The sequence below is a fragment of the Erwinia sp. JH02 genome (assembly GCF_013074405.1).
Lineage (GTDB): Bacteria > Pseudomonadota > Gammaproteobacteria > Enterobacterales > Enterobacteriaceae > Erwinia > Erwinia rhapontici.
Map to the genome: position 1 here is coordinate 55,797 of NZ_JABANZ010000007.1, position 26,081 is coordinate 81,877.

25 protein-coding genes are annotated in these 26,081 nt (G+C 53.6%); 15 read left to right on the forward strand and 10 right to left on the reverse strand.

Annotated features, from left to right (window positions below; genetic code table 11):
• Nucleotides 1-32 precede the first annotated feature (32 nt).
• Entirely contained in the window at nt 33-1,514 is a 1,482-nt protein-coding gene (locus tag HHI26_RS17905; protein WP_171149454.1) for a pitrilysin family protein, read from the forward strand.
• Nucleotides 1,515-1,561: 47 nt separating this feature from the next.
• Here the strand turns inward: HHI26_RS17905 and HHI26_RS17910 are convergent, their stop codons facing one another.
• Together HHI26_RS17910 and HHI26_RS17915 are read right to left on the reverse strand one after the other, a co-directional pair.
• A complete protein-coding gene (locus HHI26_RS17910; RefSeq protein WP_133844590.1) occupies nt 1,562-2,437 on the reverse strand; it encodes an alpha/beta hydrolase in 876 nt (291 codons plus the stop codon).
• A gap of 123 nt (nt 2,438-2,560) precedes the next feature.
• Complete coding sequence (locus tag HHI26_RS17915; RefSeq protein ID WP_159338354.1) at nt 2,561-2,719, reverse strand: hypothetical protein; 159 nt, start codon at nt 2,717-2,719, stop codon at nt 2,561-2,563.
• A 127-nt stretch (nt 2,720-2,846) separates the two neighbouring features.
• Here HHI26_RS17915 and HHI26_RS17920 point away from each other — a divergent pair, with 127 nt between their 5' ends.
• Complete coding sequence (locus HHI26_RS17920; protein WP_171149455.1) at nt 2,847-4,127, forward strand: alginate lyase family protein; 1,281 nt, start codon at nt 2,847-2,849, stop codon at nt 4,125-4,127.
• Here HHI26_RS17920 and HHI26_RS17925 read toward each other — a convergent pair.
• Nucleotides 4,093-5,031, reverse strand: coding sequence for a sugar kinase (locus tag HHI26_RS17925; RefSeq protein ID WP_133844585.1), 939 nt, complete (start codon nt 5,029-5,031; stop codon nt 4,093-4,095). The genes HHI26_RS17920 and HHI26_RS17925 overlap by 35 nt on opposite strands.
• Before the next feature lie 285 nt (nt 5,032-5,316).
• Here HHI26_RS17925 and pdeH point away from each other — a divergent pair, with 285 nt between their 5' ends.
• Nucleotides 5,317-6,090 carry a cyclic-guanylate-specific phosphodiesterase gene (gene pdeH / locus HHI26_RS17930; protein ID WP_133844583.1) on the forward strand — a complete coding sequence of 258 codons (774 nt, stop codon included), beginning with the start codon at nt 5,317-5,319 and terminating at the stop codon, nt 6,088-6,090.
• Nucleotides 6,091-6,153: 63 nt separating this feature from the next.
• Nucleotides 6,154-8,214 carry an AsmA family protein gene (locus tag HHI26_RS17935; protein WP_133844580.1) on the forward strand — a complete coding sequence of 687 codons (2,061 nt, stop codon included), beginning with the start codon at nt 6,154-6,156 and terminating at the stop codon, nt 8,212-8,214.
• Between the two features lie 240 nt (nt 8,215-8,454).
• On the opposite strand, the gene HHI26_RS17940 is transcribed toward HHI26_RS17935, so the two are convergent.
• Nucleotides 8,455-9,783, reverse strand: a complete 1,329-nt coding sequence (locus HHI26_RS17940; protein WP_171149456.1) for an MFS transporter — start codon at nt 9,781-9,783, stop codon at nt 8,455-8,457.
• A 72-nt stretch (nt 9,784-9,855) separates the two neighbouring features.
• Between HHI26_RS17940 and HHI26_RS17945 the strand changes: the two genes are divergently transcribed.
• The 5 genes from HHI26_RS17945 to HHI26_RS17965 all read left to right on the forward strand — a co-directional run bounded on the left by HHI26_RS17945 (nt 9,856) and on the right by HHI26_RS17965 (nt 15,283).
• Nucleotides 9,856-10,167: a hypothetical protein gene (locus tag HHI26_RS17945; RefSeq protein WP_171149457.1), complete on the forward strand. Its 312-nt coding sequence runs from the start codon at nt 9,856-9,858 to the stop codon at nt 10,165-10,167.
• Nucleotides 10,168-10,490: 323 nt separating this feature from the next.
• Nucleotides 10,491-11,189 carry an MgtC family protein gene (locus tag HHI26_RS17950; RefSeq protein ID WP_133844575.1) on the forward strand — a complete coding sequence of 233 codons (699 nt, stop codon included), beginning with the start codon at nt 10,491-10,493 and terminating at the stop codon, nt 11,187-11,189.
• Between the two features lie 196 nt (nt 11,190-11,385).
• Nucleotides 11,386-14,061, forward strand: coding sequence for a magnesium-translocating P-type ATPase (gene mgtA / locus HHI26_RS17955; protein WP_241008313.1), 2,676 nt, complete (start codon nt 11,386-11,388; stop codon nt 14,059-14,061).
• A gap of 342 nt (nt 14,062-14,403) precedes the next feature.
• On the forward strand, nt 14,404-14,724 hold the full coding sequence (locus HHI26_RS17960; protein ID WP_171149459.1) for a hypothetical protein: 321 nt from the start codon (nt 14,404-14,406) through the stop codon (nt 14,722-14,724).
• Nucleotides 14,708-15,283 (forward strand): hypothetical protein, encoded by a 576-nt coding sequence (locus tag HHI26_RS17965; RefSeq protein WP_171149460.1) that lies wholly within the window; start codon nt 14,708-14,710, stop codon nt 15,281-15,283. Before HHI26_RS17960 ends, HHI26_RS17965 begins: the two co-directional genes overlap by 17 nt.
• A 48-nt stretch (nt 15,284-15,331) precedes the next feature.
• Here HHI26_RS17965 and HHI26_RS17970 read toward each other — a convergent pair whose 3' ends face one another.
• Both HHI26_RS17970 and HHI26_RS17975 read right to left on the reverse strand, forming a co-directional pair.
• Nucleotides 15,332-15,574: a DUF1158 family protein gene (locus tag HHI26_RS17970; protein WP_133844569.1), complete on the reverse strand. Its 243-nt coding sequence runs from the start codon at nt 15,572-15,574 to the stop codon at nt 15,332-15,334.
• 53 nt (nt 15,575-15,627) lie between these two features.
• Complete coding sequence (locus HHI26_RS17975; RefSeq protein ID WP_171149461.1) at nt 15,628-16,521, reverse strand: LysR family transcriptional regulator; 894 nt, start codon at nt 16,519-16,521, stop codon at nt 15,628-15,630.
• 104 nt (nt 16,522-16,625) lie between these two features.
• On the opposite strand from HHI26_RS17975, the gene HHI26_RS17980 reads away from it, so the two are divergent.
• From HHI26_RS17980 to HHI26_RS17990, 3 genes are all read left to right on the forward strand, one after another.
• Nucleotides 16,626-17,222, forward strand: a complete 597-nt coding sequence (locus tag HHI26_RS17980; RefSeq protein ID WP_167864199.1) for a short chain dehydrogenase — start codon at nt 16,626-16,628, stop codon at nt 17,220-17,222.
• A 433-nt stretch (nt 17,223-17,655) separates the two neighbouring features.
• Nucleotides 17,656-18,222, forward strand: a complete 567-nt coding sequence (gene mntP / locus HHI26_RS17985) for a manganese efflux pump MntP (RefSeq protein ID WP_133844564.1) — start codon at nt 17,656-17,658, stop codon at nt 18,220-18,222.
• A gap of 36 nt (nt 18,223-18,258) precedes the next feature.
• The gene (locus HHI26_RS17990; protein ID WP_133844562.1) at nt 18,259-19,029 is read left to right on the forward strand and encodes an AraC family transcriptional regulator; all 771 of its coding nucleotides are present in this window, start codon (nt 18,259-18,261) and stop codon (nt 19,027-19,029) included.
• On the opposite strand, the gene HHI26_RS17995 is transcribed toward HHI26_RS17990, so the two are convergent.
• Nucleotides 19,019-19,651: a LysE family transporter gene (locus HHI26_RS17995; RefSeq protein WP_133844922.1), complete on the reverse strand. Its 633-nt coding sequence runs from the start codon at nt 19,649-19,651 to the stop codon at nt 19,019-19,021. The two genes, HHI26_RS17990 and HHI26_RS17995, sit on opposite strands and share 11 nt — an antisense overlap.
• 627 nt (nt 19,652-20,278) lie before the next feature.
• Here HHI26_RS17995 and HHI26_RS18000 point away from each other — a divergent pair.
• Nucleotides 20,279-20,806, forward strand: coding sequence for a cysteine hydrolase family protein (locus tag HHI26_RS18000; protein ID WP_171149462.1), 528 nt, complete (start codon nt 20,279-20,281; stop codon nt 20,804-20,806).
• A gap of 50 nt (nt 20,807-20,856) precedes the next feature.
• On the opposite strand, the gene pckA is transcribed toward HHI26_RS18000, so the two are convergent.
• Nucleotides 20,857-22,473 (reverse strand): phosphoenolpyruvate carboxykinase (ATP), encoded by a 1,617-nt coding sequence (gene pckA, locus HHI26_RS18005; protein WP_171149463.1) that lies wholly within the window; start codon nt 22,471-22,473, stop codon nt 20,857-20,859.
• 157 nt (nt 22,474-22,630) lie between these two features.
• Here pckA and HHI26_RS18010 point away from each other — a divergent pair, with 157 nt between their 5' ends.
• Both HHI26_RS18010 and HHI26_RS18015 read left to right on the forward strand, forming a co-directional pair.
• Nucleotides 22,631-23,524: a LysR substrate-binding domain-containing protein gene (locus tag HHI26_RS18010; protein WP_167864200.1), complete on the forward strand. Its 894-nt coding sequence runs from the start codon at nt 22,631-22,633 to the stop codon at nt 23,522-23,524.
• A 160-nt stretch (nt 23,525-23,684) separates the two neighbouring features.
• Nucleotides 23,685-23,966, forward strand: coding sequence for a hypothetical protein (locus tag HHI26_RS18015; protein ID WP_133844554.1), 282 nt, complete (start codon nt 23,685-23,687; stop codon nt 23,964-23,966).
• Between the two features lie 7 nt (nt 23,967-23,973).
• Here HHI26_RS18015 and HHI26_RS25535 read toward each other — a convergent pair whose 3' ends face one another.
• Together HHI26_RS25535 and HHI26_RS18025 are read right to left on the reverse strand one after the other, a co-directional pair.
• Nucleotides 23,974-24,537 (reverse strand): hypothetical protein, encoded by a 564-nt coding sequence (locus HHI26_RS25535; protein ID WP_238337119.1) that lies wholly within the window; start codon nt 24,535-24,537, stop codon nt 23,974-23,976.
• Nucleotides 24,538-24,899: 362 nt separating this feature from the next.
• Nucleotides 24,900-26,072: a Gfo/Idh/MocA family oxidoreductase gene (locus HHI26_RS18025; RefSeq protein ID WP_133844551.1), complete on the reverse strand. Its 1,173-nt coding sequence runs from the start codon at nt 26,070-26,072 to the stop codon at nt 24,900-24,902.
• Between the last annotated feature and the right edge of the window lie 9 nt (nt 26,073-26,081).

Below are 26,081 nucleotides of genomic sequence, written 5' to 3' on the forward strand. Positions count from 1 at the left end.
ATTATTTGGTTTGTGATTGAGTAGGGGTTCACATGCAGGGCACCAGAATTCGTTTATTGATTGGTGGAATCTTACTGGCAGTGGCCAGTAGCACTGTACAGGCTGAAACACTCCAACCCGATCCTGCCTGGCAGCAGGGCAAACTGGAGAACGGTTTTAGCTGGCAGTTGCTCACCACCCCGCAGCGTCCAAGTGACCGCGTTGAAATTCGCCTGTTAGTTAACACGGGCTCGCTGGTAGAAAGCGCCCAGCAGGCTGGCTACAGTCATTTGTTACCCCGTCTGGCGCTGGTGCATAATGCCACGCTGGATCCGGCGCAGCAGCGCTCACTGTGGCAGCAAAGTATTGATCCGCAGCACCCCCAACCGCCAGCCATCACCTCATACGATTACACGCTTTACAATCTGAGCCTGCCGAATAACCGCCCGGAAATGCTGAAAGAAGCCCTGACCTGGCTGGCGGCAACCGCAGGTAAAATGACGATTAACGATCAGGTGGTGAACACCGCCATCAATGCTGATGACCCGATTGCCACCTGGCCGGGTAATCCGCAGGATGTCTGGTGGCGTTACCGTCTGAAAGGCTCTTCGATGCTGGCGCATGACCCGGCCGCCGCGGTAAAAACCCCGGTCGAGATGGCGCAGCTCTATGCGTTCTATAAGCAGTGGTACACGCCCGATGCCATGACGCTGTTTGTGGTGGGTAACGTAGACAGCCGCAGTCTGGCCGAGCAAATCAATAAAGTGTTCTCCCCGCTGGAGGGCAAGCGCGATCAGCCTTCCGCGATGCCAACGCTTTCGCCGTTGCCACAGCAGCCGGTGAATCTGGTGAACAACGGTATTAGCCAGGATCGTCTGTCGCTGGTGTGGGATACGCCGTGGCAGCCCATCCGCGAATCACAAAACCTGCTGCGCTACTGGCAGAGCGATCTGGCGCGTGAAGCGCTGTTCTGGCATGTGCAGAAAGTCCTGAGTGATAACAAAACCCAGGGAATGCAGGTTGGCTTCGATTGCCGGGTGCTGTATCAGCGCGCCCAGTGTGCCATCAATATGGACGCAGACAACGCGGCACTGAACAACAACCTGGAGCTGATCGCCAAAGAGATGGTCAACGTGCGTGATAAAGGGCTGACTCAGCAGGAGTTCGATGCGTTGATGACGCAGAAGAAAAGTGAACTGACCAAGCTGTTTGCCACCTATGCACGCACCGATACCGATGTTCTGATGAGCCAGCGCCTTCGCTCTCAACAGAACGCAGTGGTGGATATCGCTCCTGAGCAGTATCAGAAACTGCGTCAGACTTTCCTGTCAGAGTTAACCCTCGACCAGCTCAACCAGGAGCTACGTCAGCAGTTAACCCAGGATATGACGATGGTGCTGATGCAGCCGCAGGGCGAACCTGAAACCAAGGTGAAGATGTTGCTCGAAAGCTGGCAGAAAATTATGACGCCGATAGCGCCAGTGGCTGCCCCAGCGGACGCGGCACAAACGGACGGCAGCGCACCGGCACAGTGACAGGTGTGATCACGGGGCGGACCCGCTGTTTTGGCCCGCCCGTGATATCACCATTTCCGCGCGCGTAGCCATTCGTTGACCAGCATCGGCCAGCTGGCGAGCGGCAGGTCGGCCACGTTGCGAATGCCAAAGCCGTGGCCGCCTTTTTCATAGAAGTGCAGCTCGCACGGCACCTGATGTTCACGCAAAGCGCTAAACATCACCATGCTGTTATTCACCGGGACTGACGCGTCATCAACGGCGTGGATCAGCAGCGTCTGCGGTGTGTTATCGCTCACGCGATTCTCCATTGAGTACGCGTCAATTTCCTTCTGGCCTGGGTTTTCACCCAGCAGTTGCAGACGCGACCCGCTATGAGCCAGCCCGTCACGCATACTGATGACCGGATAGATCAGTACCAGCGCATCGGGGCGCGGAGAGCGCGCATCAGCAGCATCCTGCACCGGATAGAGTTTTTCACCGAAACGCGTTCCCAGACTGGCGGCGACATGCCCTCCGGCTGAGAAACCCATCATGACAATTTTCTCACCATTGCGGCCACGCAGCGCACGTTCACGCAGCACTCTGACGGCGCGCTGGGCATCGGCCAGTGGCGCATCAGCACCTTCATGGTGACCATCTGCGGGCAGACGATAGGTCATGACCGCCAGCGTATAGCCCATAGAGGTAAAGAACATCGCCAGGGCGCTGCCCTCTTTATCGATCATGATGCGCTGGTAACCGCCGCCAGGGGCGACCAGCAGCGTGATGCCGTTCGACTGTTCCGGGTACCACACCGCCAGCTCCGGACAGCGGACGCCGCTGGCAGCACGGTCGAAGGGCTCATAAGGTTTGGCCAAATCAATAATCTGCGGCTGCGCCCGTGAATCGCTGGCGCCTGGCGCATCGCCGTGTGGCCAGAGGTTGAAAATTTCTGCGTTCATAGGCGCCTCAATATTATTGCTGCAACAATAATTAGAAATTATAGAAGCCGTAGAAAAAAGGAAGGTGATATTTATCACGGCGTATTGAACAGAAACTGTGCCGCTTTATTTTTCCGCCGTCTACTATTTCACCTCATCGGTAATCAATTTCGGAATATACTCAATTCTTTCTTTTTTCCGGCCTGATGCACTGTCATTGCTGCTCTGGGCAGCTTTTACATTAGATTTTTTTAAATATTGACCTAAACACAAACTATTTATGCGGCTGCTGTTTTTACTCATTAATAATGGTTCTTTGCTCAGGAACTTTCCCCGGTAATAATTTGACTTAATATTATTGATTCATCAGAACGGCATATTTTACTGTCAGAGACTATGCTGTCAGACGGAATCTGAACGGAGAGTGAAGATGAAACGCAGTGTGCGTTATATCCTGATTTTATGTCTGGGGATGTTCGTCAGTTTGCCCCTGTTTGCGCAGCAGTATGCGTTTCTCAACCAGGATGACCTGGTGCTGAATAAAACGCGGTTGCAGCAGCAGCAGGCACCCACGCTGACACTGAAAGCCTGGCATCAGCTACAGCACGAGGCCGATAAGGCGCTGGTTGCGCCACTGCTGAGCGTGACAGAGAAAGGGCTTACGCCTCCCAGCGGTTCAAAACACGATTACCTGAGCCTCAGTGCCTACTGGTGGCCAGATGACGCGTCTCCGGATGGGCTGCCGTGGGTACGCCGTGACGGTAAAATCAACCCTTCAACTAAGAACAATGACAGCGACGGTGTGCGGCTGGCGACGTTTACCGCCCGGGTACAGACCCTGACGCTGGCCTGGTATTTCTCCGGCGATGAACGGTATGCCGATCGCGCGATCGCCCTGATCCGCCACTGGTTTCTCGATCCTGCCACGCGGATGAACCCTAACCTGAACTGGGCCCAGAGCGTACCGGGCAAGGCGGAAGGGCGGCGCTCCGGCGTGCTCGATGGACGTTACTTTGCCACGCGGATTGTGGATTCCCTGCTGATGCTGCGCACCGCGCCTGGCTGGCGTGCGCAGGATGAACAGCAGATGCAGCAGTGGATGAGTGATTACCTACACTGGCTACAGACCAGCAAACAGGGTAAGGGGGAAGCGCAGGCTGAGAATAATCACGGTAGCTGGTACAACGTGCAGGTGGCGGGTATTGCCTGGTATCTGCAACGGCCTGAGGCGATCACACCCATGCTGGAGCAGGCAAAAAAACGCATGAGTCACCAGTTTGCTGCCGATGGCAGCCAGCCGAAGGAGCTGGCACGCACCCGATCTTTCCACTACAGCTGGTTTAATTTGCAGGCACTGACCGCGCTGGCCACGGTGGCGCAGAACAGTCATACCGGCGATCTGTGGCATTACCGTACCCCGCAGCAGGCCAGCCTGCTGACAGCGCTGGATTTTATGGCACCGTACAGCGGCAACAACAAAATCTGGCCCTACCACAGCCTTGACCGTATTGGCGTGCGCCTGATCCCGTTGCTGTCGCAGGCCGATAATCAGCGTAATAGCGATCGCTATCAGGCAGCGATCCGTCAGGCTAACTGGGATCTGCCCAATGGCGGAGAAGGGCGCGGGGCAACGATCTCCGCGCTACGTGATACCTGGCTGCTGGCCGTGCCGCGCGTTAGCGAGGCGCAGGCATCCGCTCACGGGGAATAATCGCCCCGCGATGCTGGATCACCGTACTGGCGGTGAGGTGGCCGCGCTGTGCGGCTTCGGTTGCGCTCCCGCCGGTCAGACGTACGGCGAGGTAGCCAGCGCTGAAGGAGTCCCCTGCTGCCGTGGTATCAACTATCGCTGATGCCGGCAGACGCACCGCGGGGATCTCCAGCAGCGGCTCGCTGCCATTCGCTACCAGGCAGGCATCGGCACCGCGTTTAATCACAATCTCACTGACGCCCGCCTGCTGCGTGCGTGCAATCACGTCTGCTACGCTGGCTTCGCCCCACAGCAGGGTTTCATCGTCCAGCGTCAGGAACGCGATATCGGTGCAGGCGAGGATTGCCTGATAGGCACTCTGCGCCTCTTGCGGGTTCTGCCACAGGCGTGGGCGGTAGTTATTATCGAAAATAATCTTGCCGCCGTTTTTGCGGCAAGCGGCCAGCAGGGCGTAGAGGGTTTCCCGGCTCTCTGGGCTTAAGATCGCGAGGCTGATCCCGCTCAGATAGAGATAGTCATAATGGGCCAGCTGCTGACAGATCGCTTCTGCACGCTCGCCTTCCAGCCAGTAACGCGCGGCAGCATCGTTGCGCCAGTAGTAAAACGTACGCTCACCCTGCGGGTCGGTTTCAATCACATACAGGCCTGGCAGTTTGTTCTCCATGCGCTGGATCAGGCCGGTCTGTAGCGACTCGCTTTGCCAGGCGGCGATCATCTCACTGCTGAAGCTGTCCTGACCCAATGCGGTCACATAATCCACCCGCAGCGCCTGCTCTGGTACCTGGCGAGCTACGTACACCGCGGTATTCAGCGTATCGCCACCAAATCCCCGGCTCATATCGCGACCCTGCTGGGAGAGTTCAATCATACATTCGCCGATCACGGCCAGTTTCTGTTGCGTCATGGTCATTCGCTCAATGAAAAGTCTGCGTTCAGTCTCGCTGCGTGCGGGGCAACAGTCAATGATTTAAAACGATGTTTTAATTTTATTGTGACGTGGGTTTAGTCCGGGCCAACTGATGATAAAACGCCCTAAACAGCGCCTGTTTTAGCGATTGAAAGGGCAAAAGATGGGTAATCTTAGCAAGGCTAACGTGGCTGTATGTCGATAAAGTTCTCAGGGACAGTGCCGATACTTGCAACACGGGATGCCATACGAAGGCGGTCTCACAAATAAAGGATCATAATAATGGTGCTGAATAGCCTCAGTCACCGGTTACCGAACGCAATCGTCGAACAAGAGCAGCTTAAAGAACCTGTTTACTGGCAACAGTGTCAGCGTTCCTATAACTTCCAGCCGATTTACCGGGTAGACGGTAGCCTGATGGCAATTGAGTTGCTCACAGCGGTGTTTCACCCATCCGCGCCGAGCCAGAGAGTTTCGCCGGAGCTTTATTTTGCAACGCTTGAGATCCCTCAACGCCTGCATATTGTGGCCGAGCAGCTGACGCTGCTGGCTAAATGGGAAAGAAAATTTGCCAGTACTAACATCGTCGCCTCCGTCAATATCGACGGGCCAACGCTGTTGGAAATCCAGCATAACAGAACCGTTCGTCAGTTAATTGCACGCTGCCCGTGGGTGCGTTTTGAACTGGTCGAGCACCATGTGTTGCCACAGGAAGTGATTGTTGCGCAGATGCCTGAACTGGGGCCGCTGTGGCTGGATGACTTCGGCTCCGGCATGGCGAACTTCTCCGCGCTGACCGAACTGAAGTACGACTACATCAAGCTCGCACGCGAGCTGTTTATCCTGCTGCGTGAAAGCGAAGAGGGCCGAAATCTGTTTGGAATGCTGCTGGCCCTGATCAATCGCTACTGCAAAGGGGTGATTGTTGAAGGGGTAGAAACACCTGAAGAGTGGGAGCAGGTACGTAACTCTCCTGCCTATGCTGCACAGGGGTATTTCTTTGCCCGTCCTATGCCGTTTGAACAGCTTGAGGCATTGCCGCTGAACCTCGTCTGATCCCATGTGCTGTCGTCTCGACTATCTTTAACCAGAGACGGATAGCCATCAAGGAGACGACGAATGTCGCGTACGGGGAAAGTCATTAGCTGGATTGCCGGGATTTTTGTGCTGTTGGTGGTGGTGATGGTCATTGTGATCGCCACCTTCGACTGGAATCGCCTGAAGCCCACCATCAACCAGAAAGTTTCTGCCGAGATTAACCGCCCGTTTGCCATTCGTGGCGATCTGGGTGTGGCGTGGGAGCGCAACCGCAGCGAACCTGGCTGGCGTCGTTGGGTGCCCTGGCCGCACGTCCATGCCCAGGACATTATGCTGGGTAACCCTCCTGACATTCCTGATGTCACCATGCTGCATCTGGCGCGTATCGACGCCACTCTCTCACCCCTGGCGCTGCTGAGTAAGCAGGTGTATCTGCCGTGGATCAAACTGCAACAACCGACCGCAAAGCTGGTGCAAACGGCCGACCGCAAAAATAACTGGACGTTTAACCTCGCGGGCAGTGACTCAAAACAGGAAAATCAGCCGCCTTCCGCATGGTCGTTCCGTCTGGATAATATCGTTTTTGACCAGGGGAACATCGCTTATCGTGATGCGATCAATAAGGCGGATGTGCAGATCACCGTCGATCCGCTGGGTAAACCGGTGCCTTATGCCCAGTTGGCAGGAGGCAACGACCAGCAAAAAGGGGCGGCAGATTTTGTCTTCGGCTGGCGAGTCAGCGGGACGTACAACAACGAGAAACTGAACGGTGACGGCAAAATGGGCGGCATGCTGTCGTTACGCAGCCAGAATACGCCATTCCCGATTCAGGCTGATATCCGCAGTGGCACCACGCGCGTGCGGGTGGCGGGGACCGTGCAGGACCCGATGAACCTCGGCGGGGTAGATATTCGCCTGCGTTTCTCCGGTGATACCCTGGCCAACCTCTATGGGTTGACGGGCGTTCTGCTGCCGGATACGCCGCCGTATGAAACGGATGGCCATCTGACGGCGCGTTTCCAGCAGGCCGCCGGTGCGGTGTTTCGCTATCAGGGCTTTAACGGCCATATCGGCGACAGCGATATTCATGGTTCCCTGACCTACAGTCAGAGCAAACCCCGACCTAAGCTGGAAGGGACGCTGGAGTCGCGTCAGCTGCGTATGGCCGATCTCGGCCCGCTGATTGGCGTCAATTCCGGTAAAGGCAGTGAAAAGACCGAAAAGGCCAAGGCACAACGTGGAGAGGCCGCCACGCAGCCTGCCGATCGCGTGCTGCCGCATGATAAGTTCGACACGAAAAACTGGGATGTGATGGATGCGGATGTGACATTCAAAGGTCGGCGCATAGAGCACAGCAGCTCATTGCCGATCAGCGATCTTTCCACTCATCTGATCCTGAAAAACGGCGATCTGCGCCTCGACCCGCTGCGCTTCGGCATGGCGGGAGGAAACCTGAATGCCAGCGTCCGGCTGGAAGGCGACAAATCGCCAATGCAGGGACGCGTGGATCTCCATGCCCGCAATCTGAAGCTGCGGCAGCTGTTCCCGGGCGTGGAAGCGATGCAGAGTGCGCTTGGCCAGATGAACGGTGATGCGACGCTGAGCGGGCGCGGTAATTCAGTGGCCGATTTGCTGGCAACCAGCAACGGTGACCTGAAGCTGCTGATGAACGATGGCCTGATCAGCCGCAGTCTGATGGAAATTGTGGGTCTGAACGTGGGTAACTACGTGGTGGGTAAGCTGTTTGGTGATGATGAAGTGAAAATCAACTGCGCGGCCGCCAATCTTCAGGTGAACAACGGGCTGGCCTCGTCACGGTTGTTTGTCTTCGATACTGAAAACGCGATTATCAATATTACCGGCACCACCAATTTTGCTAACGAACGGCTGGATCTGTCGATTAACCCGGACAGCAAAGGCATCAGGATTATCACGCTGCGCTCACCGCTGTATGTGCGTGGCACCTTTAAAAATCCCGATGCCGGTGTGAAACCCGGGCCACTGATTGCTCGTGGTGCGGCGGCGGTGGCATTAGGTGCCGTGGTGGCCCCGGCAGCGGCGCTGCTGGCGCTGATCTCACCGAGTGACAACGACGATAATCAATGCAGCCGCGTATTGCAGCAGATGAAAAGTGGGAAATAACGTCGTGCAGGGCGGATATTGATAAGGACGAGGCAGACCTCACCGCTACAATCATTGACACGGGCGAGGCATGCCTCGCCCCTACAGTCATCGATACGGGCGAGGCATGTGGTCGGTCTGTACCCATGCCTCGCCCCTACGGTCATCGATACGGGCGAGGCATGTGGTCGGTCTGTGCCTATGCCTCGCCCCTGGATCCGTTGTAGGGGTCGGGCATGCCCGACCCGCCATCAGGCAATATCAATCAAACAACGATTCGTGACGGGTTTCTTTGCACAGGATCAGCGCAATCAGCGTCAGGCAGGCCATCGACGCCAGGTAAACGCCGACATAGAACAGCCCGTAAGTGTGCGCTAACCAGGTGGCAATATATGGCGCGATGGATGCACCCAGAATCGACGACACGTTATAGGAGAACGATGCTCCGGTATAACGGACTTCGGTCGGGAACAGCTCCGGTAACAGTGCGCCCATCGGTCCGAAAGTCAGCCCCATAATGCTCAGGCCACAGACCAGGAAAGCCATAATCAGCATCTGATTACCGGAACCCAGCATCGAGGGGAAGATCATCGAAAAGCCGATAATAATCAGGGTAATGACGATCATCGTCCTGCGGCGACCAAAGCGGTCGGCCAGCAGCCCGGCAATCGGCACCATGATGCCAAAACCAATCACCGCCAGCATCAGCATCCACAGGAAAGTATTACGTGGAATACCCAGTCCGTTAGGCGCGGGCGTGGTGCCGTAGGTCATGGAGTAGACGGTCATGATATAGAACAGGGTGTAGGTTGCCAGCATGATGAATGTACCAATAATGGTGGTACCCAGATGCTTGCTGAACAGGGTGCCAATCGGCACTTTCACCTGTTTCTTCTCTTTCTGTACTTTGGCGAAAACCGGTGACTCATGCAATGAGACGCGCACATACAGGCCGATCAGCACTAATACCGCTGAGAGGATAAACGGCACGCGCCAGCCCCAGCTCATAAACTGTTCGTCGGTCAGCAGCCAGGAGAGCAGCAGGAAGGTGCCGTTGGCAAAGAAAAAGCCAATCGGCGCGCCAAGCTGCGGGAAGGAGCCATACAGGGCGCGTTTTTTCGCCGGAGCGTTTTCCGTGGCCAGCAGTGCAGCACCGCCCCATTCGCCGCCCAGTCCCAGACCCTGACCAAAACGTGCCAGCGCCAGCAGCAGGGGGGCAAACACGCCAATCGTTTCATAGCTCGGCAGCAGGCCGATCGCCACGGTTGAAATTCCCATGGTCAGCAGCGAGGCGACCAGCGTCACTTTACGCCCGACACGGTCACCAAAGTGGCCAAACACCGCTGAACCGATAGGGCGCGCGATAAAGGCAATGGCGAAGGTGGCCAGTGACTGCAGCGTGGCAACGGTGGCATCACCCTGTGGGAAGAAGATATGCGGGAACACGATTACCGCGGCAGTAGCATAAATATAGAAATCGAAGAATTCGATAGCAGTGCCGACCAGTGAAGCAATAACGACTTTACCGCGAGAGTTGACGGGCGTGGCGTTGGGATCGGTGTCGATGGATGGCGCGATGGAAGCTTGCATAAATTTTTCTTATTTGAATGTGAATGTAAACGGCGTAACAACGAATCTTACGCACAGGCAAAGCCGCATTCAATGACGAAAAAGCACCGAAAAGGCGGGTTAATCCAGCGAAAAGAGGATAATTTTCATTCCGCGATATTTGCGGGTGGATGGCAGGGTGAAATCGACTATTTCTGGCGTGAATCACTGCAAAATAGCCAAATTAAAGTTATGTCTCAGCCATTAATGCTGTTCTTTGGCGAATTAATCACCAGGTATCGAGATTTTCAACTGGCTACCTCCTCAGGTGGCGACCTGGCAGATAAGGAGATTCTTAGTATTGTTGATAAAAGGTTTAGAAAGGAAACTATCAGCACGGTTTACAACCTGGTTTCGGCGGAATAGAATCTCGTCACTTTCTTCTCAGGAGCACACAATTGGACAGTCACCCTGTAACTCACGCGTTATAAAGGCAGGCCCACTCCGTTGTGCGCCTGCCGTTAATCGGCGGGCTATGTTTCCTCTCTTCTCAGAGCAGTAGCATCCCGTATAAAGAACTTTAAGATGTCCAGCCTGTGGCCGGACTGGGATTGCGTATGCGCTTTTTTGTTTTCACACCACAACGTCATCATCTTTTTCCTCCGGGCTGCCTGCGTTAATTCCTGTGCAACCGGTGCGCCTGTGCGCATCTCAATTCCCGTCGTGAGACGACAATGAGAACGACAAAGATGACATGGACTCCTTTTATCCTGCATTTGACCCTGGCGGTAGCGCTGGGGGCGATTATTGGTGCCGAGCGCCAGTGGCGACAGCGTATGGCTGGCCTGCGTACCAATGCGCTGGTAGCCACCGGTGCGGCTATTTTTATTCTCAGTTCGGTCAGCACCTCGCCGGACAGCCCTGGGCGTATCGCCGCACAGATTGTTTCCGGTATCGGTTTTTTAGGTGCCGGCGTCATTATGCGCCAGGGAATGAACATCTCCGGGCTGAACACGGCAGCAACGCTGTGGTGCTCTGCGGGAGTGGGCGTGCTGTGCGGTCTTGGGCAGTTTGCCAATGCCACCGCAGCAACCCTGGTGCTGCTATGCGCCAATATCCTGCTGCGTGAAGCGGCCCAGCGTATCAATACCCGGCCCAGCGCGACAGAGCATGAACCGGAGCAGCGCTACCGCATTCAGATTGTGTGCGGCAGTGAAGATGAAATTTTGGTGCGCACGCTGATCCTGCAGGCGCTGAATGGAATGGCGCTGCGCCTGCAGTCGCTATACAGCGCGGATATCGCCCGCCCGGGTCATCTGGAAGTGAGCGCTGACGTGATGGCATTTCCCGCCGCGCAGCGGGAGATTGAAAGTATTGTCTGCCGCATCAGTCTGGAAAAGAGTGTCAGTGCGGTGCACTGGCGGATAGCGCCAGACCAGGCGATTTAACCCCACACAGGAGTATAACGATGAAAGAACCTCCGTCCCGAGAGAGGCAGTGGTGTGATAACAGGAGGCGCGTGCGGAAATAATTCCAGCCTGCTGTTCATCCTGCCCGTCGCCTCCCCCCTGAATCAATAAAAAATCCTCGTGTGCAGGCGTGCTATGCCTGCGTGTGAAACACCTTTGTTCAAGGAATGGCATGATGAAAATGCACCAGAGCAACCTGAAAATGGCACGTGACCTGGCGATCGCCAGCGCGGCCACCCAGAGCCAGGATCACACCCTCGCTCGTCTTAATACCCAACGCCAGGGCCTCACCCGTGAAGAGGCGGCGGCACGGTTACAGCAGTACGGCGCCAACCAAATCGCCAGTGATAATGCCCCGGCAGCGCTGACCCAGCTGTTGCAGGCGTTTAATAATCCGTTTATCTGGATCCTGATGGTGCTGGCGGCCATCAGCGTGCTGACCGACTACATCCTCCCGCTACGCCGGGGAGAAGAGACCGATTTGACCGGTGCCATCATTATGCTGGTGATGATTAGTCTCAGTGGATTGCTGCGCTTCTGGCAGGAATATCGCACCAATAAAGCCACAGAAGCCCTGAAATCGCTGGTCAGCACCACCGCTACGGTACAGCGCCGCAGCCATGCCGACAGTGAAGCGGTCAGCATTGAGGTGCCGCTGCAGGAGGTGGTTCCAGGCGACATCGTGCTGTTATCAGCAGGCGATATGATCCCGGCAGACGTGCGGCTGCTCTCCTCACGCGACCTGTTTGTCAGCCAGGCGGCGCTGAGCGGTGAAGCGTTGCCGATCGAGAAATACGACAGCCACAGTCATCTTCATCGCGCCAGCCCGCTGGCCGATGAGCAAGATTTGCTGAGCCAGCCCGGTATCTGCCTGATGGGTACCAATGTGGCCAGCGGCAGTGCGACGGCGGTAGTGGTGGCAACGGGCAATCAGACCTGGTTTGGTTCCCTGGCGAAGTCGCTGGTCGGTGAGCGCCCACAAACCTCCTTCGACCGTGGCGTCAACAGTGTCAGTTGGTTACTTATCCGTTTTATGCTGGTGATGGTCCCGGTGGTCTTGCTGATTAATGGCTACACCAAAGGCGACTGGAGCGATGCGCTGCTGTTTGCGCTGGCTGTCGCCGTTGGCCTGACGCCAGAAATGCTGCCAATGATTGTCAGTTCCAATCTGGCGAAAGGGGCGATTGCCCTGTCGAAACGCAAAGTGGTAGTGAAGCGTCTGAATGCTATCCAGAACCTGGGGGCGATGGATGTGTTATGCAGTGATAAAACCGGCACCTTAACCCAGGACAAAATCATTCTCGCCGGGCACCTCAATGTGCGGGGCAACAGTGATGATGGCGTACTGCAACTGGCCTGGCTTAACAGCCGTCATCAGACCGGGGTAAAAAATCTGATGGACCGCGCAGTACTCGGGTTCAGCCAGGGTAACGCTGCCGTCAGTGGGCTGTGGCGCTTTCGTAAAATCGATGAACTGCCGTTTGATTTTGAACGCCGCCGCCTGTCGGTGCTGGTCGCAGACGATGGCCAGCAGACCCTGATTTGTAAAGGGGCGGTGGAGGAGATGCTGGCGGTGTCAGCCTGGTGGCAGGATGAAGGAGAAGTGCGTCCACTGGATGAAGCAACATGCCGTCAGATTCGGCAGTTAGCAGCGGACTATAACCAGCAGGGCTTCCGTGTGCTGTTGGTGGCAACTCGCCAGATAAGTGAGCACTCGCTAATCACTCAGCTCAGCGCCGCCGATGAACGTGAACTGGTCATTACTGGCCTGCTGACGTTCCTCGACCCGCCGAAAGAGAGTGCGGCTGCCGCGATAGCCGCACTGCATGAACAGGGTGTGACGGTCAAAGTACTGACCGGGGATAACGCAGTGATCACCAGCAAAATTTGCCGGGACGTGGGGCTGGAGCCGGGGGAGCCGCTGTGCGGCAGTGAGCTTGCGCGTATCAGTGATGCTGAGCTGGCACGTCTGGTAGAGCAGAGAACCCTGTTCTGCCGTCTCAGCCCGCAGCAGAAAACGCGCGTGTTGCAGGCGCTGCAAGGTAACGGGCACACCGTGGGTTTCCTCGGTGATGGGATTAACGATGCCCCGGCGCTGCGCGCGGCGGATGTCGGGATTTCCGTCGACAGTGCAACTGACATCGCCAAGGAGTCAGCAGACATCATTCTTCTGGAGAAAAGCCTGCTGGTGCTGGAACAGGGGGTGATCAAAGGCCGCGAGACGTTTGGCAACATCATCAAGTACCTGAATATGACCGCCAGCTCCAACTTCGGCAACGTGTTCTCCGTGCTGGTGGCCAGCGCCTTTATTCCGTTTCTGCCGATGATGGCGATTCATCTGCTCTTGCAGAACCTGATGTATGACCTGTCCCAGCTGGCGCTGCCGTGGGACAAGATGGACAAGGAGTTTCTGCGTAAACCGCGTCAGTGGGATGCGAAGAATATCGGTCGCTTTATGCTGTGGATGGGGCCCACTTCATCGATCTTCGATATCACCACCTTCTGGCTGATGTGGCATGTCTTTGCCGCGAACAGCGTTGAGGCGCAGGCGCTGTTCCAGTCTGGCTGGTTTGTTGAAGGGTTGCTGTCGCAGACGCTGGTGGTGCATATGCTGCGCACGCAGAAAATTCCGTTTATTCAGAGCCGCGCCGCGTTGCCGGTGATGCTGATGACCGGACTGGTTATGGCGCTGGGTATTTTGATTCCCTTCTCACCGCTGGGCCATGCGGTGGGGCTGGTGCCATTGCCGTGGAATTACTTCCCGTGGCTGCTGGCGACACTGCTGGGCTACTGCCTGGTGACGCAGGGCATGAAACGTCTTTATATGCGCCGTTTCGGTCAGTGGTTCTGAGGAGAAGAGATCATGAAAAATTCGAATGCCGTTACGGCTATCGTGCTGTTTTTCGTTGGATTGCTGATTTTTTCCAGCAGTATTGCGATGATATTTAGCGGATAAATAAAACGGGCGGACCGAAAGAGAAGGTCCGCCCCTACAGAATCCAGGTTGCCGCGAACCGATAGTTTGCACCCACCGTAATGAAGACCATTTTTCCGGTCGCCCCGTTCCGATGATTTGTACCGGCACCTCGGGTTTTATCCATTTTTCATTAATACAATGGACTGAACTTGACGACTGAATAAAAAGAAATCAACCTGAGCCCTCTTATGGAAGATGAAAAACAAGAGGGATATAATGCCGATAAAATCATTTCGTTTTACTCACGGGTCAGGGAAAGTCATACCCTGGTGTACAGTAAAAAATAATGTTAATCATAATAAATATATACTTTATACCAAAGGTAAATCATTTTCCCTCGGTTTAGATGAAATACTTATCGGTAGTTCGATTTTTATAATTCCATATAAGAAAAACATACATCCAATTTTAGAAGTACAGGCGGGATATGTTTTAGATACGGGTTATACAGGAACAGTAAGGCCTTTTCCCTTAGACATGACTCAACGTATTTCATTAAATAAATTCAATATGGATTCTTATGAAAAGCAAAATTGACTCTTCGGTTTTTTTTGTTTTATTTATCTTTGTGATGGTCTTTCTTTGCTCTTGTGCATCAGCGAAGGATGGTTCTTTATCCAGAGATGAACCCACCCAGGAAGCCGTTGAACTCACGAAAAAAATGATTTTTTCAGATGAAGAAGAGAAGAATAAAATCTTCTCTTCTTTTAAAGAATTAATGGATGAAAACCCAGGAAATATCACCATCAGAAATATGTATATCAATAATCTGATTGCAGAAAAACATTATGAAGAAGGGTTGAAATATCTCCGTGCGATGAACAAGAAAAACCTCACGCGGACTAACTTACTCACTCAGTGTATGTTGCAGGAACGGCTAGAGAAAAGAGACGAGGGGTGCTATAAAAAAGTTATTGCTCTGTCTGAAGAAAACAATGCTATTGATTCAGACTATATCAGTGCCCTGTTTTTTATGGATGACAAAAGATTTGAAGCGTTAAGACACGAACTAATTAAAGAAAATAAGTTTAAAGAATCTGATTTCTTGGTCTTTACGCTGGGAAAAGAGAAAATGTTACATGAGTTCTTTCCATAGTTCTTTTGTTGAACGGGCCGACCGAAACAGAAGATCGGCCCATTTTTTTTACGGGCGAATAAACCGCACGTAAATAAAGCGGATGATGTAAAACTCAATCACGCCCAGCAGCAGGAACCACAGGCAGAACACCAGCGTATACAGCTGGCCGATATCTGCCAGGTGGAACATCTCTACCAGCCTGCGTGCCAGCGTCAGACCGAATGAAGGCGCAGGCAGCAGCAGCGCAGAGAGGAAGCCGAGCAGCAGGGCGCTCATTGGCATCAGGAAAGTTTCAAACGGGTTTTTCATCACAATTCCGTGTTAGTCAGTTGCGGCTATTTTCTGTTAATCCCAGACCGTCTTCAATCATTAACCACCAGGGCTGCGGGCACTTGCTCACGCATCCAGCGCACAAAGCTGCTACGTTTTTCCGACGGGCTGAGGTCCTGGCGCCACAGCAGATTAATCGGGCGACTGGCCGGTTGCCACTGTTGCAGCAATGGCACCAGCCGACCCGCAGCAATATCCTGCGCCAGCAGAATACGCGGTTGCAGTATCAGCCCGGCACCGGCCAGCGCCGCCTGACGCAGCGCCTGACCATCGTTACAGGTAAAGCTGTTGTCGAAAGGCCAGGTGACATCGCCCCACTGCCAGGCGTTATTCTTATTCCATGCCATATTGGCGAGGCAGCGGTGCCGATGCAGATCTCCGGGCGTTTGTGGCGTGCCTTGTTGTGCCAGATAGTCCGGCGCTGCGCACACCACCATCTGATACTCTCCAAGAAACTGGGCAACCAGCGGTTCATTATGCTTCAGCCCCCCGATACGGATGGCAAAATCAAACCCTTCGGCAATCAGATCGACAAAGCGGTCGTTGAGATCCAGCGCGATCTTCACCTGTGGATAACGTAACTGATAGCCGGTGACGACGGTCGCGATAGCGCTGGCCCCCAGATTGAGCGGGGCGCTGATACGCAGCAAGCCGGACGGCGTCTGCTTCATATTTTCCACGCTTTCATCCGCTTCCCTGAGCAGGACCAGTGCCTGTTTGCACTGCTGGAAGTAACGTTCTCCGGCTTCTGTCAGATGCTGGCGTCGGGTGTTTCGCTGCAACAGGCGGGTATTCAGCGCGGTTTCCAACTGGCGAACATGTTTACCGACCATCACGGCGGTGATATCCAGCCGCCGCGCGGCTTCGCTGAAGTTGCCGCTCTCAACAGCGCAGATAAAGGCTTCAATGCTGCGTAATTTATCCATGATTGCAAACTCTGGGTTTGGAGTTCCCGAAAGTATCGCGCATTTATCCCGCAACTGCACTGCGTCACACTGACCGGACTCATTCATCAGGCAGGAGACACAACATGAAAATTTTAGTGATTGGCGCATCAGGTACGGTGGGTCAGGGCATTGTGCAGGAGTTGGGGCGCGACCATCAGGTCATTCGCGTGGGGAAAACCCGGGGCGATTTTCAAGTCGATCTTACACGTGAGGAGAGTGTCAAAGCGCTGTTTGCCCAAACGGGTAAGGTAGATGCGGTGATCTCAGCGGCAGGCGGTGTCCACTTTGGCCCGCTGGCTGACATGAGCAGTGAACAGTTTAACAGCGGGCTACAGGACAAGCTGATGGGGCAGGTGCGGCTGGTGCTGATCGGCCAGGCATTCGTCAATCCCGGCGGTTCCTTCACGCTGACAACGGGGATTCTGGCCCAGCAGCCGATCCGCACTGGGGTCAATGCCACCGCCGTCAATGCCGCGCTGGAAGGCTTTGTACTGGCGGCGGCCAATGAACTGAACGGGTTGCGCATTAACGCCGTCAGCCCAACGGTCTTAACCGAATCGCTGGAAAGCTACGGCCCGTTCTTCCCCGGTTTTGAAAGCGCAGCGGCAAGCCGTGTGGCACTGGCCTATCGCCGTAGTGTAGAGGGAATCGATACCGGACGTGTTTTCCGCGTCTGGTAATGTCCGTCATACTTGACGCTGGCTCTGCGTTGGTTGCATGCACTTACCCGAGTCACTGACTTAAGTCAGCTCATCGGGATGCATTTATTTACCGCCTTGATCCAGCGCCAATTATTCAGGACATATGAGGTGGGGATATTGATGCTGAAAAGTGGCGAAATATCCCCCAACCCCCGCAGGGATGTATATCCCTACACTTTTTGTAAGACGGTAATTCTTTTAGAGTTTTCGCCCACATTTTCCCCGCTAAAATAGCAATCGTTAAAAAGTATAGCCAAGGCTATACTCAAATCCCTGATTTTACTGTCTTTTTTTCTGGCGATTAGCGTGCTAGGATGCGCTTCACTTGAACGAGCTTGTGATTATTTTTCCAACATAAGCTGATGTTTTAACGAACTGGAACGCAACTGCGGTTTCAGACCGGATAAATACAATGAACCTATACGCCACTCTTATTCTGGCTTTTGCTATGTCGATGGATGCCTTTGCGGCCGCTATCGGCAAAGGGGCCAGTCTGCATCGCCCCAGCCTGAAAGAAGCACTGCGTACCGGTTTGATCTTCGGTGTGATTGAAGCACTGACACCGCTGATTGGTTGGGCGATTGGTCTGGCTGCCAGCCAGTACATCATGGCGTGGGACCACTGGGTGGCCTTCGGACTGCTGTTTATTCTTGGCAGCCGGATGATCGTTGAAGGTGTGCGTAAGAAAGAGTGCAAACCAGAAGAAGCGCCAACCAGCCACGGTTTCTGGCTGCTGGCCTGTACGGCTGTCGCCACCAGCCTGGATGCTATGGCAGTCGGCGTCGGCCTGGCCTTCTTGCAGGTGAATATCGTCACCACTGCGCTGGCGATTGGTTTTTCCACCATGGTCATGGCCTCTGCGGGTATTCTGCTGGGGCGCTTCCTTGGCCCGGTGATGGGAAAATGGGCAGAAATTTTCGGCGGCGTAGTGCTCATTGGTATCGGCTGTAGTATTTTGATTGAACATCTGGGCCGGTAAACAGAAATTCCGGCCTCTTTCTGGGGCGGAGTGGGTATGGCGTTATCGGTAGTCGACTGGAACAGCCGTAATCACATTGAATGTTCACATCTGACCGCCAGTCATGCGGCCTTCCCGCTGCACACCCACGAAGAATATGTCATCAGTGCGAATCTCAGCGGCATTGAAACCCTCAGCCTCCATCAGCAAACCCTGTCAGTTCATGCCGGGGATATCACCATTTATAACCCTGAAACGCTCCAGTCTTCGCAGTTTGGAGCCGAGCCGGTTGAGTTTTTTAGCATTCATTTACCGCAACAGGTTTTTGCCGATCTCACCGATCGATCACTGCCGATCCTGCGGGAAGGGGTGCTGCGCGATCCCGCATTGTTCGCGGCGATATGTGGTTATGTGTTGTCGCCGGATGAAGAGCAGGTTCAGCAGCAAAACCTGCTGTGGCTGACCAGCCAACTGCTGAAACACAGCCATGGGGAGGAGACCCCGCTGGCACCCGTCACCATCGGGCGGGCGCTGGAGTGCATGCGTGACAATCTGACGATGAAGATGACGCTGGATGAGTTGGCCGCCGCCGCCGGGCTGAGTAAATATCATTTTGTGCGTCAGTTTCGCCAGCAGATCGGCATTGCGCCGTTGCAATATCATATGCAGCTGCGCCTGCTGGCAGCGCGTAACCTGCTACGGCACCAGCACAGTGCGCTGGATGTGGCGCACCGGCTGGGTTTCTACGATCAGAGCCATTTTATTAACAGCTTTCGGAAGATGATGGGCATTACGCCGCATCACTATCTGCGTATCTTCAGCCGATAAATTCACGGTAACCGGAAAGGATAACGTAACCCGCGAAGTAGCAGAAAATCACCGCTGACGCGATGTACGACCAGCGTAGCATCTTTGCCCCCAGCATCCGTCCGCCCACGCTGCCCACCGTGCACAGCACGGCCGTCCAGACAACGCCTGCAAGGAAAAATCCGCTCAGGAACCAGCCTGAAGCCGCGGTGCCGTTGCTGCTCATCCGCGAAATCAACGCCCCGCCGACGGCGGCAAACCACAGGATTGCCGTGGGTGAGGACATGGCAAGGAAGATGCCACGGAAAAAATTCTGGCGCAGACTCAGTGCTTCACCGATATCCCCGGCGCTCAGTTCTGCGGTCGGGCGCAGGGCGCTTTGCACCATCTTCCAGGCAAACCACAGCAGGATCAGGGAGCCGCCGATCCACAATACCCAGCGTACCGGAGTGAACTGCAGCAGCACCGCCATTCCGGCCATCGCGAGGATCGCATAGATCAGATCGCCCACGCAGGTGCCGATCCCCAGCCAGAAGCCATGGAAAAAACCGCGCTGCATCGCCAGGGTGATCATCGCAATGTTGGCGATGCCGATATCCAGGCACAGGGAAAGACTGAGGAGAAAACCATTAGAGAAGGGCATTGGCGTCCGATCCAGGATGAGTGAGGCCGCCATTATCATCAGGCATCTTGCAGAAATATTGGAAAAAATTGCGCAGCAAGTCGGGATTTCATCCCGGGCCGGGTTTGCCGTTTAGCAACGGTTTACCTTTTTATCGGCATAATTAACTCAATTTTGTGATCTGGCTCATAAAATATTGCCTGAAAAACGCGCGGCATGTATAATTTTTTAGCGATTTTCAACAAAAGCTGCAAACAGGTCATCATGAAAAAATTCTTCAAATACGTGTTCCGGGTTTATGTCGACACCTTCAAACACGTACCGCCAGGCGCTGTTCTTTAAGCGCCGGCTGCACCGAACACCCTCGATAACGCGTCGGTCAGGGATTTGACCGATGGTTATCACCTCTTCTGATAATCACTTTATAAAAATATTGCATCATCGTGCGTCCTGCGCGAGTCTGTCTGCTATGCAAAATACTCAGCTGTTCCTCACCATCACGACCACCACCACCGCTTCTGGCGGAGAGTGGCGAGTTTGCGTGGCTGAGTAGTTAGCAAACCTTTCCCCTCCCGCCGGTTACCGACGGGGCTGCATTGTTCTCCGTTGTTGCCGGTTCAACTGAAGCCAGAATAAAGGAGAAATGCCATGTCTGACGCCTCCGCGTTGCTCGTGATCGATATGCAGGCAGGTTTACTGCACGGCCCGCAGGTGCCCCATAACAAAGCACAGTTGCTGGATCACGTTTCCTATTTGATCACATCGGCGCGCGCGCAGCAGATACCGCTGTTTTTTGCCCAGCACACCGGCCCGGCGGGTTCACCGATTGCCGCAGGCAGTGAACTCTGGCAAATCGCACCTGAACTGCCACTGCTGGATTCTGACCGCTGTTTTAACAAAACGCGTCCGAGCTGTTTTGCCGACACGCCGTTACTGGCCTGGCTACAGAATGCCGGAATAAAACGGCTGGTGATCGTGGGGATGAAGACCGAATATTGCGTGGATACCACGTGTCGGGCGGCGGCAGATCGGGGATTTGAGGTGGTGCTGGTAAGCGATGCTCACAGCACCACGGATAATGCGGTGTTAACGGCAGAGCAGATTATTGCCCATCATAACGCGACGCTGTCGGGGCCATTTGTGCAGCTGCTGACGACGCAAGAGATCCGTTTTTAGTCAGTTATCGGCATTGAGGCAGAAAAAAGCCTCAATGCCGGTTTCACCTGTTATGTGGTCGGGCCTGCCTGGGCGATGCGTGCACCCTCTTCCGTGCGGGTGTACTGCTCAAAATTCGCGACAAACAGCTGGGCTAATTTTTCGGCTGCCTGCTGCCACGCTTCTGCGCTTTCCCAGCCATTACGTGGGTCGAGCAGCGCATCGTCAACACCCGGCACCTGCGCCGGGATGGTCAGCCCAAAGATCGGCAACTGGCTATCATTTTGCTCAATGGTGCCGTTCAGGATCGCGTTGATGATAGTGCGCGTATCCCGCAGTGACAGGCGCTTGCCTGCGCCATTCCATCCGGTGTTAACCAGCCAGGCTTCCGCCTGAGTCTCATTCATTTTTTCTTCCAGCACGCTGGCATAGCACGTTGGCGGCAGCATTAAAAACGCCGCGCCATAGCAGGCCGAGAACGTCGGTGTCGGCTGGGTGATGCCGCGTTCTGTTCCGGCTAATTTTGAGGTAAACCCAGACAGGAAGTGATACTTCATCTGTTCGCGGGTCAGGCGTGAGACCGGAGGCAGTACGCCGAAGGCATCAGCGGCAAGGAAAATCACCTTCGACGGGTGACCTGCGGCGGACACCGGCCTGACAATATTCTCAATGTGCGAGAGGGGGTAGGACACGCGGGTGTTCTCGGTTTTGCTGCCATCCGCGTAATCGACGGTTCCATCCTCTTTGAGCACCACGTTTTCCAGCAACGCATCCTGACGAATAGCGCGGTAGATCTCCGGCTCTGCGGCTTCACTGAGGTTGATGGTTTTGGCATAGCAACCACCTTCGAAGTTGAACACGCCCTCGGCATCCCAGCCATGTTCATCATCACCAATCAACTCGCGCAGTGGATCGGTGGAAAGCGTGGTTTTCCCGGTGCCTGACAGGCCGAAGAACAGAGCGACATCACCCTCAGCGCCGCGGTTAGCAGAGCAGTGCATCGAGGCGATGCCACGCTGTGGCAGCAGGTAGTTCATCACCGAGAACAGACCTTTTTTCATTTCACCCGCGTACCAGGTGCCGCCGATAAGCTGGATTTTCTCGGTGAGGTTGAAGGCCACAAAGTTTTCAGAGTTCATCCCCTGAGCCTGCCACTGGCTGTTGGTGCACTTGGAGCCGTTCATCACGGTGAAGTCAGGGGTAAAGTTCGCCAGCTCTTCTGCGGAAGGGACAATGAACATGTTCTTCACGAAATGTGCCTGCCAGGCGACCTCGGTCACCACCCTCACTGCCAGTCGCGAGTCTTTATTCGCACCACACCAGGCATCGACAACGTAGAGTTTTTTACCTGACAGCTGCGTGGAGACCAGTGCACGCAGCTCTGACCAGACGGCAGGTGAGAGAGGATGATTATCGTTGCGGCCCTGACCGGCATCCGACCACCAGACGTTATCTTCGGTCAGTGCATCGCGCACGATGTATTTATCACGCGGTGAACGTCCGGTGAATTCCCCGGTATCCACGGCTACTGCACCGGAGGCGGTAATGGTTGCGCGTTCCCAGCCCACTAAGTCCGCCGCGGTTTCATGCGCCATCAGCAGTTCATAGCTGGGGTTGTAAATCACGTCCTGGAGGTCGGTGATTCCAAGGTCTGACAAGGCTGTGTTAAGGGATGCAGTGCTGGACATGAGATACCTGACTATTTAGGGGCTGAGGATGAGTTAATGGTTTGTTGCGAACTATTCCACGGATACTAGCACCGGATAACAGATGCTTTAATTGCATAATTTCTATTCTGGATGCAAAATTTGCATACTATTTTTGCGATGCGGGAGACGGACAGCGGTGATCGGTAACCTTGAAGTGAAATGGTTTTATGATGTGATTGCACTGGAAGAGAGCCGGAGCTTTACCCTGGCGGCGGAGAAAAGGAACATCTCACAGTCATCGTTTAGCCGACGCATACAGTCGCTGGAATCCGCGCTGGGTTTTATGATTTTTGATCGCAGCAAAAACCCGTTACAGCTGACGCAACAGGGTAAAAACTTCATCGGCTATGCGCGCAATATGCTGGACGATATGGATTTTCAGCTCAACCGCATCAAAGGGTTAGATAACCTCCGGCAGAGCATCAAGATCGATGCCGCGCCCTCTCTTTCCGTGCTGTGGCTGCCCGAAATGATTGCCGGATACAACGACAGTAATGAGCGCATCCACTATGTGGAATCGATTAATGTGAATGATGCGGTCTATAACCTGAAAGAGGGAAAATGTGATTTTATTCTGAGTTTTTATAACGAAGAGTTAATGAACTATCCCTTTGTTCATCACAAGATTTTTGATTCTCATCTCCATCTGGTCACCCCCTGCGATGATGATGGTCAGCCGTTGTACTCCCTGAGCCACGATATTTTGCCGTTAATGAAATACGCTACCGACAGCTATATGGGACGGCAGGTTAACCAGGTGATCGACACATTGTCTGAGGACACTTTTACGCTGCGTTTTGTCTCGTCGATGAGTGAGCTGTTAAAGCGTATGATCGTTAACGGGCAGGGTGTGGGCTGGTTACCGCAGTACTCAATAAAAGAGGAACTCAGCCAGGGAAAACTGGCAATTATGGACCCTTCTGTTTCCCTCGGGATCAGTGCCTATGTTTACCGTTCCGGCTCCAGGCTGAACCTTTCCGCTGAACGGTTTTGGCAGTATATTCGCGCGCAACCGACACGGCGGGAATAACCAATAGTGGGGCTGGTCACTGTCATCAGGATGGATAGAGCTTAGTCATCTTGCAGGGAACTGGTAGGTAAATAAAATTATTGCATTAATTTTATTTTTCTTACAAAAACAAAACAACAATGATAATATGAAAATAATTTTTCAAGGAAGGAGAAATGAAATGGCTGAAATAATTTCTTTAATGTTTTTGTGTGTTGGTGTTATTGCCTTCACCAAGGAGATAAAACTCTTTAAAATTGTATCCAGCATTATGTTGTATTTTTCTTTTGTTGTTGCAAACGGAAGTGTTCCTCTGCAAGTTTCCTATATTTCCATAATACTCATGGTGCTAATAGTTCTGCTCTATGTGAATTCCAGCAAGAAAAATAAAGATATATTTTATTTCTCAATTCCTTGCTGGTTGTTAATTGTTTCGGTTATATTTAAAGTATTTATTTACTGATCGTGAGTTACTTGATTTTCATTAGTTTTTTAGCTATGGATATAAATTCAATCTCACTATTTATGTATATTATCTCTTTTGTTTTTGAATTATACTTCGCCAGGGAAACAGGTGCGCCATCCCCACCATTTTCAATAAAGAATTTTGATCTTATACTGTCATAAAGATTCACGGAACTTATCGGATCCCTTCCGAACTTGTAGGGTGTTGGCGCACTGATCTTATGTTTGCTAGATAACCACCTGGGTAAAATTCTATCGAACCCATCAATTGGAGTTATAAAAGTACTAAAACCGCAATACTCAAGGTTGAAAATTAGTTTTCCATTCTTTTTATCTTTTTCACTAATGCCAATCCCAAAAGAAATTTTGAATTTACCCCAAGTGTTTACATTGCTATAGTTCACCGGGCTATCATTATAAAACAATTCTTGCTCTCTCATTAAATGATAAACAGACTTTACAACCTGAATAGAGGTTGGGCCTATTGTGTTTGCAATGCTCGGTAATCCTGACTTGGTGTATATCTGTTCTTTTATAAGATATATCCCCGTTCCTTTGAAATATTCCATAAAACCTTCCTTGTTTTTTAAACGTAAAATTACTGATGAAGTTATGATTTGATATGCAATCATGAACCAGAACGATAATCATTGTGTCATAATTAAAATTCGCGAAAGTTAAACTCACGCAATGTGAGTTATTACACATATTCAAGGGGTTGTCTTTAGTAAAAATAATGAAAAAATAAAGAAAATACGGAGGGTTAAAAATGAGTTCTACAGATTCAGCTAAAAACAGCTGGATAAAGAAGGTATTCATTATGGTGAGTGAAAACCATCAGCAGGGTTCGACCGGAAAAAAAGGTCGAACCCTACGTTGAGGCGATTGCTGTAGGGGCGGACCTGCTGTTTCGGTCCGCCCGCTCGCGTCGTTATTCGAAATCGACCCAGGTCGCGCCGGCATCGGCCGACTCAACACAGCGCTCAACCCACTGCACACCGGCAACACCCGCATGAACATCCGGATACCAGAAGTCAGCCAGCAGCGCTTTATCACCACGATCGGTGGCATCCATTGCTACGGCAAAGCGACGATAGAGGTTTGACCAGGCTTCGAACAACCCTTCCGGATGGCCGCCACCGATACGGTCTTCTTCCAGCGCACGCGGGGCCAGGTAGCCCATGCCGCGCTCCAGAATGCGTACCGGCTCGCCCTGAATTTCATAGCGTAACTGGTTCGGCTGTTCGTCCCACCACTCCAGACTGGCTTTCGATCCGATCACGCGGATCTTCTGACCATGCATCGATCCGCAGTTCACCGCAGAGCACCACAGCGATCCCACGGCACCGTTGTCGTATTCCATCAGCACAAAGGCGTTATCTTCCAGCGGCGCACGGGTTTTCACAAAGCTCTGGCGGGAACACATCAGACGCGTGATTTTCAGGTCAGGCAGCATGGTTTCCGCGAGGAACAGCGGATGCGTGGCCAGATCGCCCAGTACGTAGCTTGGCCCGACAAATTTCGGGTCAACACGCCAGCGGGTGCTGGGGTTCGCCAGTTCCACCGCTTCATTGTGGAAGCCGTGGGAGAACGACATATTCACAATACGGATATCGCCCAGCAGGCCTTCCGCAATCATGCTGCGCGCCTGTTGGATCAGCTGATGGCCTGAATAACCGTAGGTGACACCGATGATTTTATTCTGTTTTTTGCTGAGTTCCGCCAGCTCTTTGGCTTCTGCGGTGGTGAAGCACAACGGCTTCTCACACACCACGTGCAGGCCCGATTCCAGCGCGGCTTTACAGATAGCGAAATGCGTGTTGTTCGGCGTGGCGATGGATACGGCTTCAATGCCGTCAGCGCGCCCAGCTTCCTGCTGGAACAACGTCTGATAATCGGGATAGCAGCGATCGCCCGTCACGCCCAGGCTTTCACCGAAGGCGCGGCCGCGTGCCGCATCAATATCAAATGCGCCCGCCACCAGGGTAAAGGTGTTGTCACGCAGTGCCGCTGAACGGTGGATATAGCCGATCTGGCTGGTGCCGCCGCCGCCAACCATGCCCCAGCGCAGGGAGCGATCGAGAGGTTTGATGCCGTTAATCATGGTAAGTCC

What these genes read in the sequence shown, in the direction of transcription:
- HHI26_RS17905 (WP_171149454.1), top strand. Translation starts at nt 33, where the DNA reads ATGCAGGGCACCAGAATTCGTTTATTGATTGGTGGAATCTTACTGGCA.
- HHI26_RS17910 (WP_133844590.1), bottom strand. Translation starts at nt 2,437, where the DNA reads ATGAACGCAGAAATTTTCAACCTCTGGCCACACGGCGATGCGCCAGGC.
- HHI26_RS17915 (WP_159338354.1), bottom strand. Translation starts at nt 2,719, where the DNA reads ATGAGTAAAAACAGCAGCCGCATAAATAGTTTGTGTTTAGGTCAATAT.
- HHI26_RS17920 (WP_171149455.1), top strand. Translation starts at nt 2,847, where the DNA reads ATGAAACGCAGTGTGCGTTATATCCTGATTTTATGTCTGGGGATGTTC.
- HHI26_RS17925 (WP_133844585.1), bottom strand. Translation starts at nt 5,031, where the DNA reads ATGACGCAACAGAAACTGGCCGTGATCGGCGAATGTATGATTGAACTC.
- pdeH (WP_133844583.1), top strand. Translation starts at nt 5,317, where the DNA reads ATGGTGCTGAATAGCCTCAGTCACCGGTTACCGAACGCAATCGTCGAA.
- HHI26_RS17935 (WP_133844580.1), top strand. Translation starts at nt 6,154, where the DNA reads ATGTCGCGTACGGGGAAAGTCATTAGCTGGATTGCCGGGATTTTTGTG.
- HHI26_RS17940 (WP_171149456.1), bottom strand. Translation starts at nt 9,783, where the DNA reads ATGCAAGCTTCCATCGCGCCATCCATCGACACCGATCCCAACGCCACG.
- HHI26_RS17945 (WP_171149457.1), top strand. Translation starts at nt 9,856, where the DNA reads ATGACGAAAAAGCACCGAAAAGGCGGGTTAATCCAGCGAAAAGAGGAT.
- HHI26_RS17950 (WP_133844575.1), top strand. Translation starts at nt 10,491, where the DNA reads ATGACATGGACTCCTTTTATCCTGCATTTGACCCTGGCGGTAGCGCTG.
- mgtA (WP_241008313.1), top strand. Translation starts at nt 11,386, where the DNA reads ATGAAAATGCACCAGAGCAACCTGAAAATGGCACGTGACCTGGCGATC.
- HHI26_RS17960 (WP_171149459.1), top strand. Translation starts at nt 14,404, where the DNA reads ATGCCGATAAAATCATTTCGTTTTACTCACGGGTCAGGGAAAGTCATA.
- HHI26_RS17965 (WP_171149460.1), top strand. Translation starts at nt 14,708, where the DNA reads ATGAAAAGCAAAATTGACTCTTCGGTTTTTTTTGTTTTATTTATCTTT.
- HHI26_RS17970 (WP_133844569.1), bottom strand. Translation starts at nt 15,574, where the DNA reads ATGAAAAACCCGTTTGAAACTTTCCTGATGCCAATGAGCGCCCTGCTG.
- HHI26_RS17975 (WP_171149461.1), bottom strand. Translation starts at nt 16,521, where the DNA reads ATGGATAAATTACGCAGCATTGAAGCCTTTATCTGCGCTGTTGAGAGC.
- HHI26_RS17980 (WP_167864199.1), top strand. Translation starts at nt 16,626, where the DNA reads ATGAAAATTTTAGTGATTGGCGCATCAGGTACGGTGGGTCAGGGCATT.
- mntP (WP_133844564.1), top strand. Translation starts at nt 17,656, where the DNA reads ATGAACCTATACGCCACTCTTATTCTGGCTTTTGCTATGTCGATGGAT.
- HHI26_RS17990 (WP_133844562.1), top strand. Translation starts at nt 18,259, where the DNA reads ATGGCGTTATCGGTAGTCGACTGGAACAGCCGTAATCACATTGAATGT.
- HHI26_RS17995 (WP_133844922.1), bottom strand. Translation starts at nt 19,651, where the DNA reads ATGCCCTTCTCTAATGGTTTTCTCCTCAGTCTTTCCCTGTGCCTGGAT.
- HHI26_RS18000 (WP_171149462.1), top strand. Translation starts at nt 20,279, where the DNA reads ATGTCTGACGCCTCCGCGTTGCTCGTGATCGATATGCAGGCAGGTTTA.
- pckA (WP_171149463.1), bottom strand. Translation starts at nt 22,473, where the DNA reads ATGTCCAGCACTGCATCCCTTAACACAGCCTTGTCAGACCTTGGAATC.
- HHI26_RS18015 (WP_133844554.1), top strand. Translation starts at nt 23,685, where the DNA reads ATGGCTGAAATAATTTCTTTAATGTTTTTGTGTGTTGGTGTTATTGCC.
- HHI26_RS25535 (WP_238337119.1), bottom strand. Translation starts at nt 24,537, where the DNA reads ATGGAATATTTCAAAGGAACGGGGATATATCTTATAAAAGAACAGATA.
- HHI26_RS18025 (WP_133844551.1), bottom strand. Translation starts at nt 26,072, where the DNA reads ATGATTAACGGCATCAAACCTCTCGATCGCTCCCTGCGCTGGGGCATG.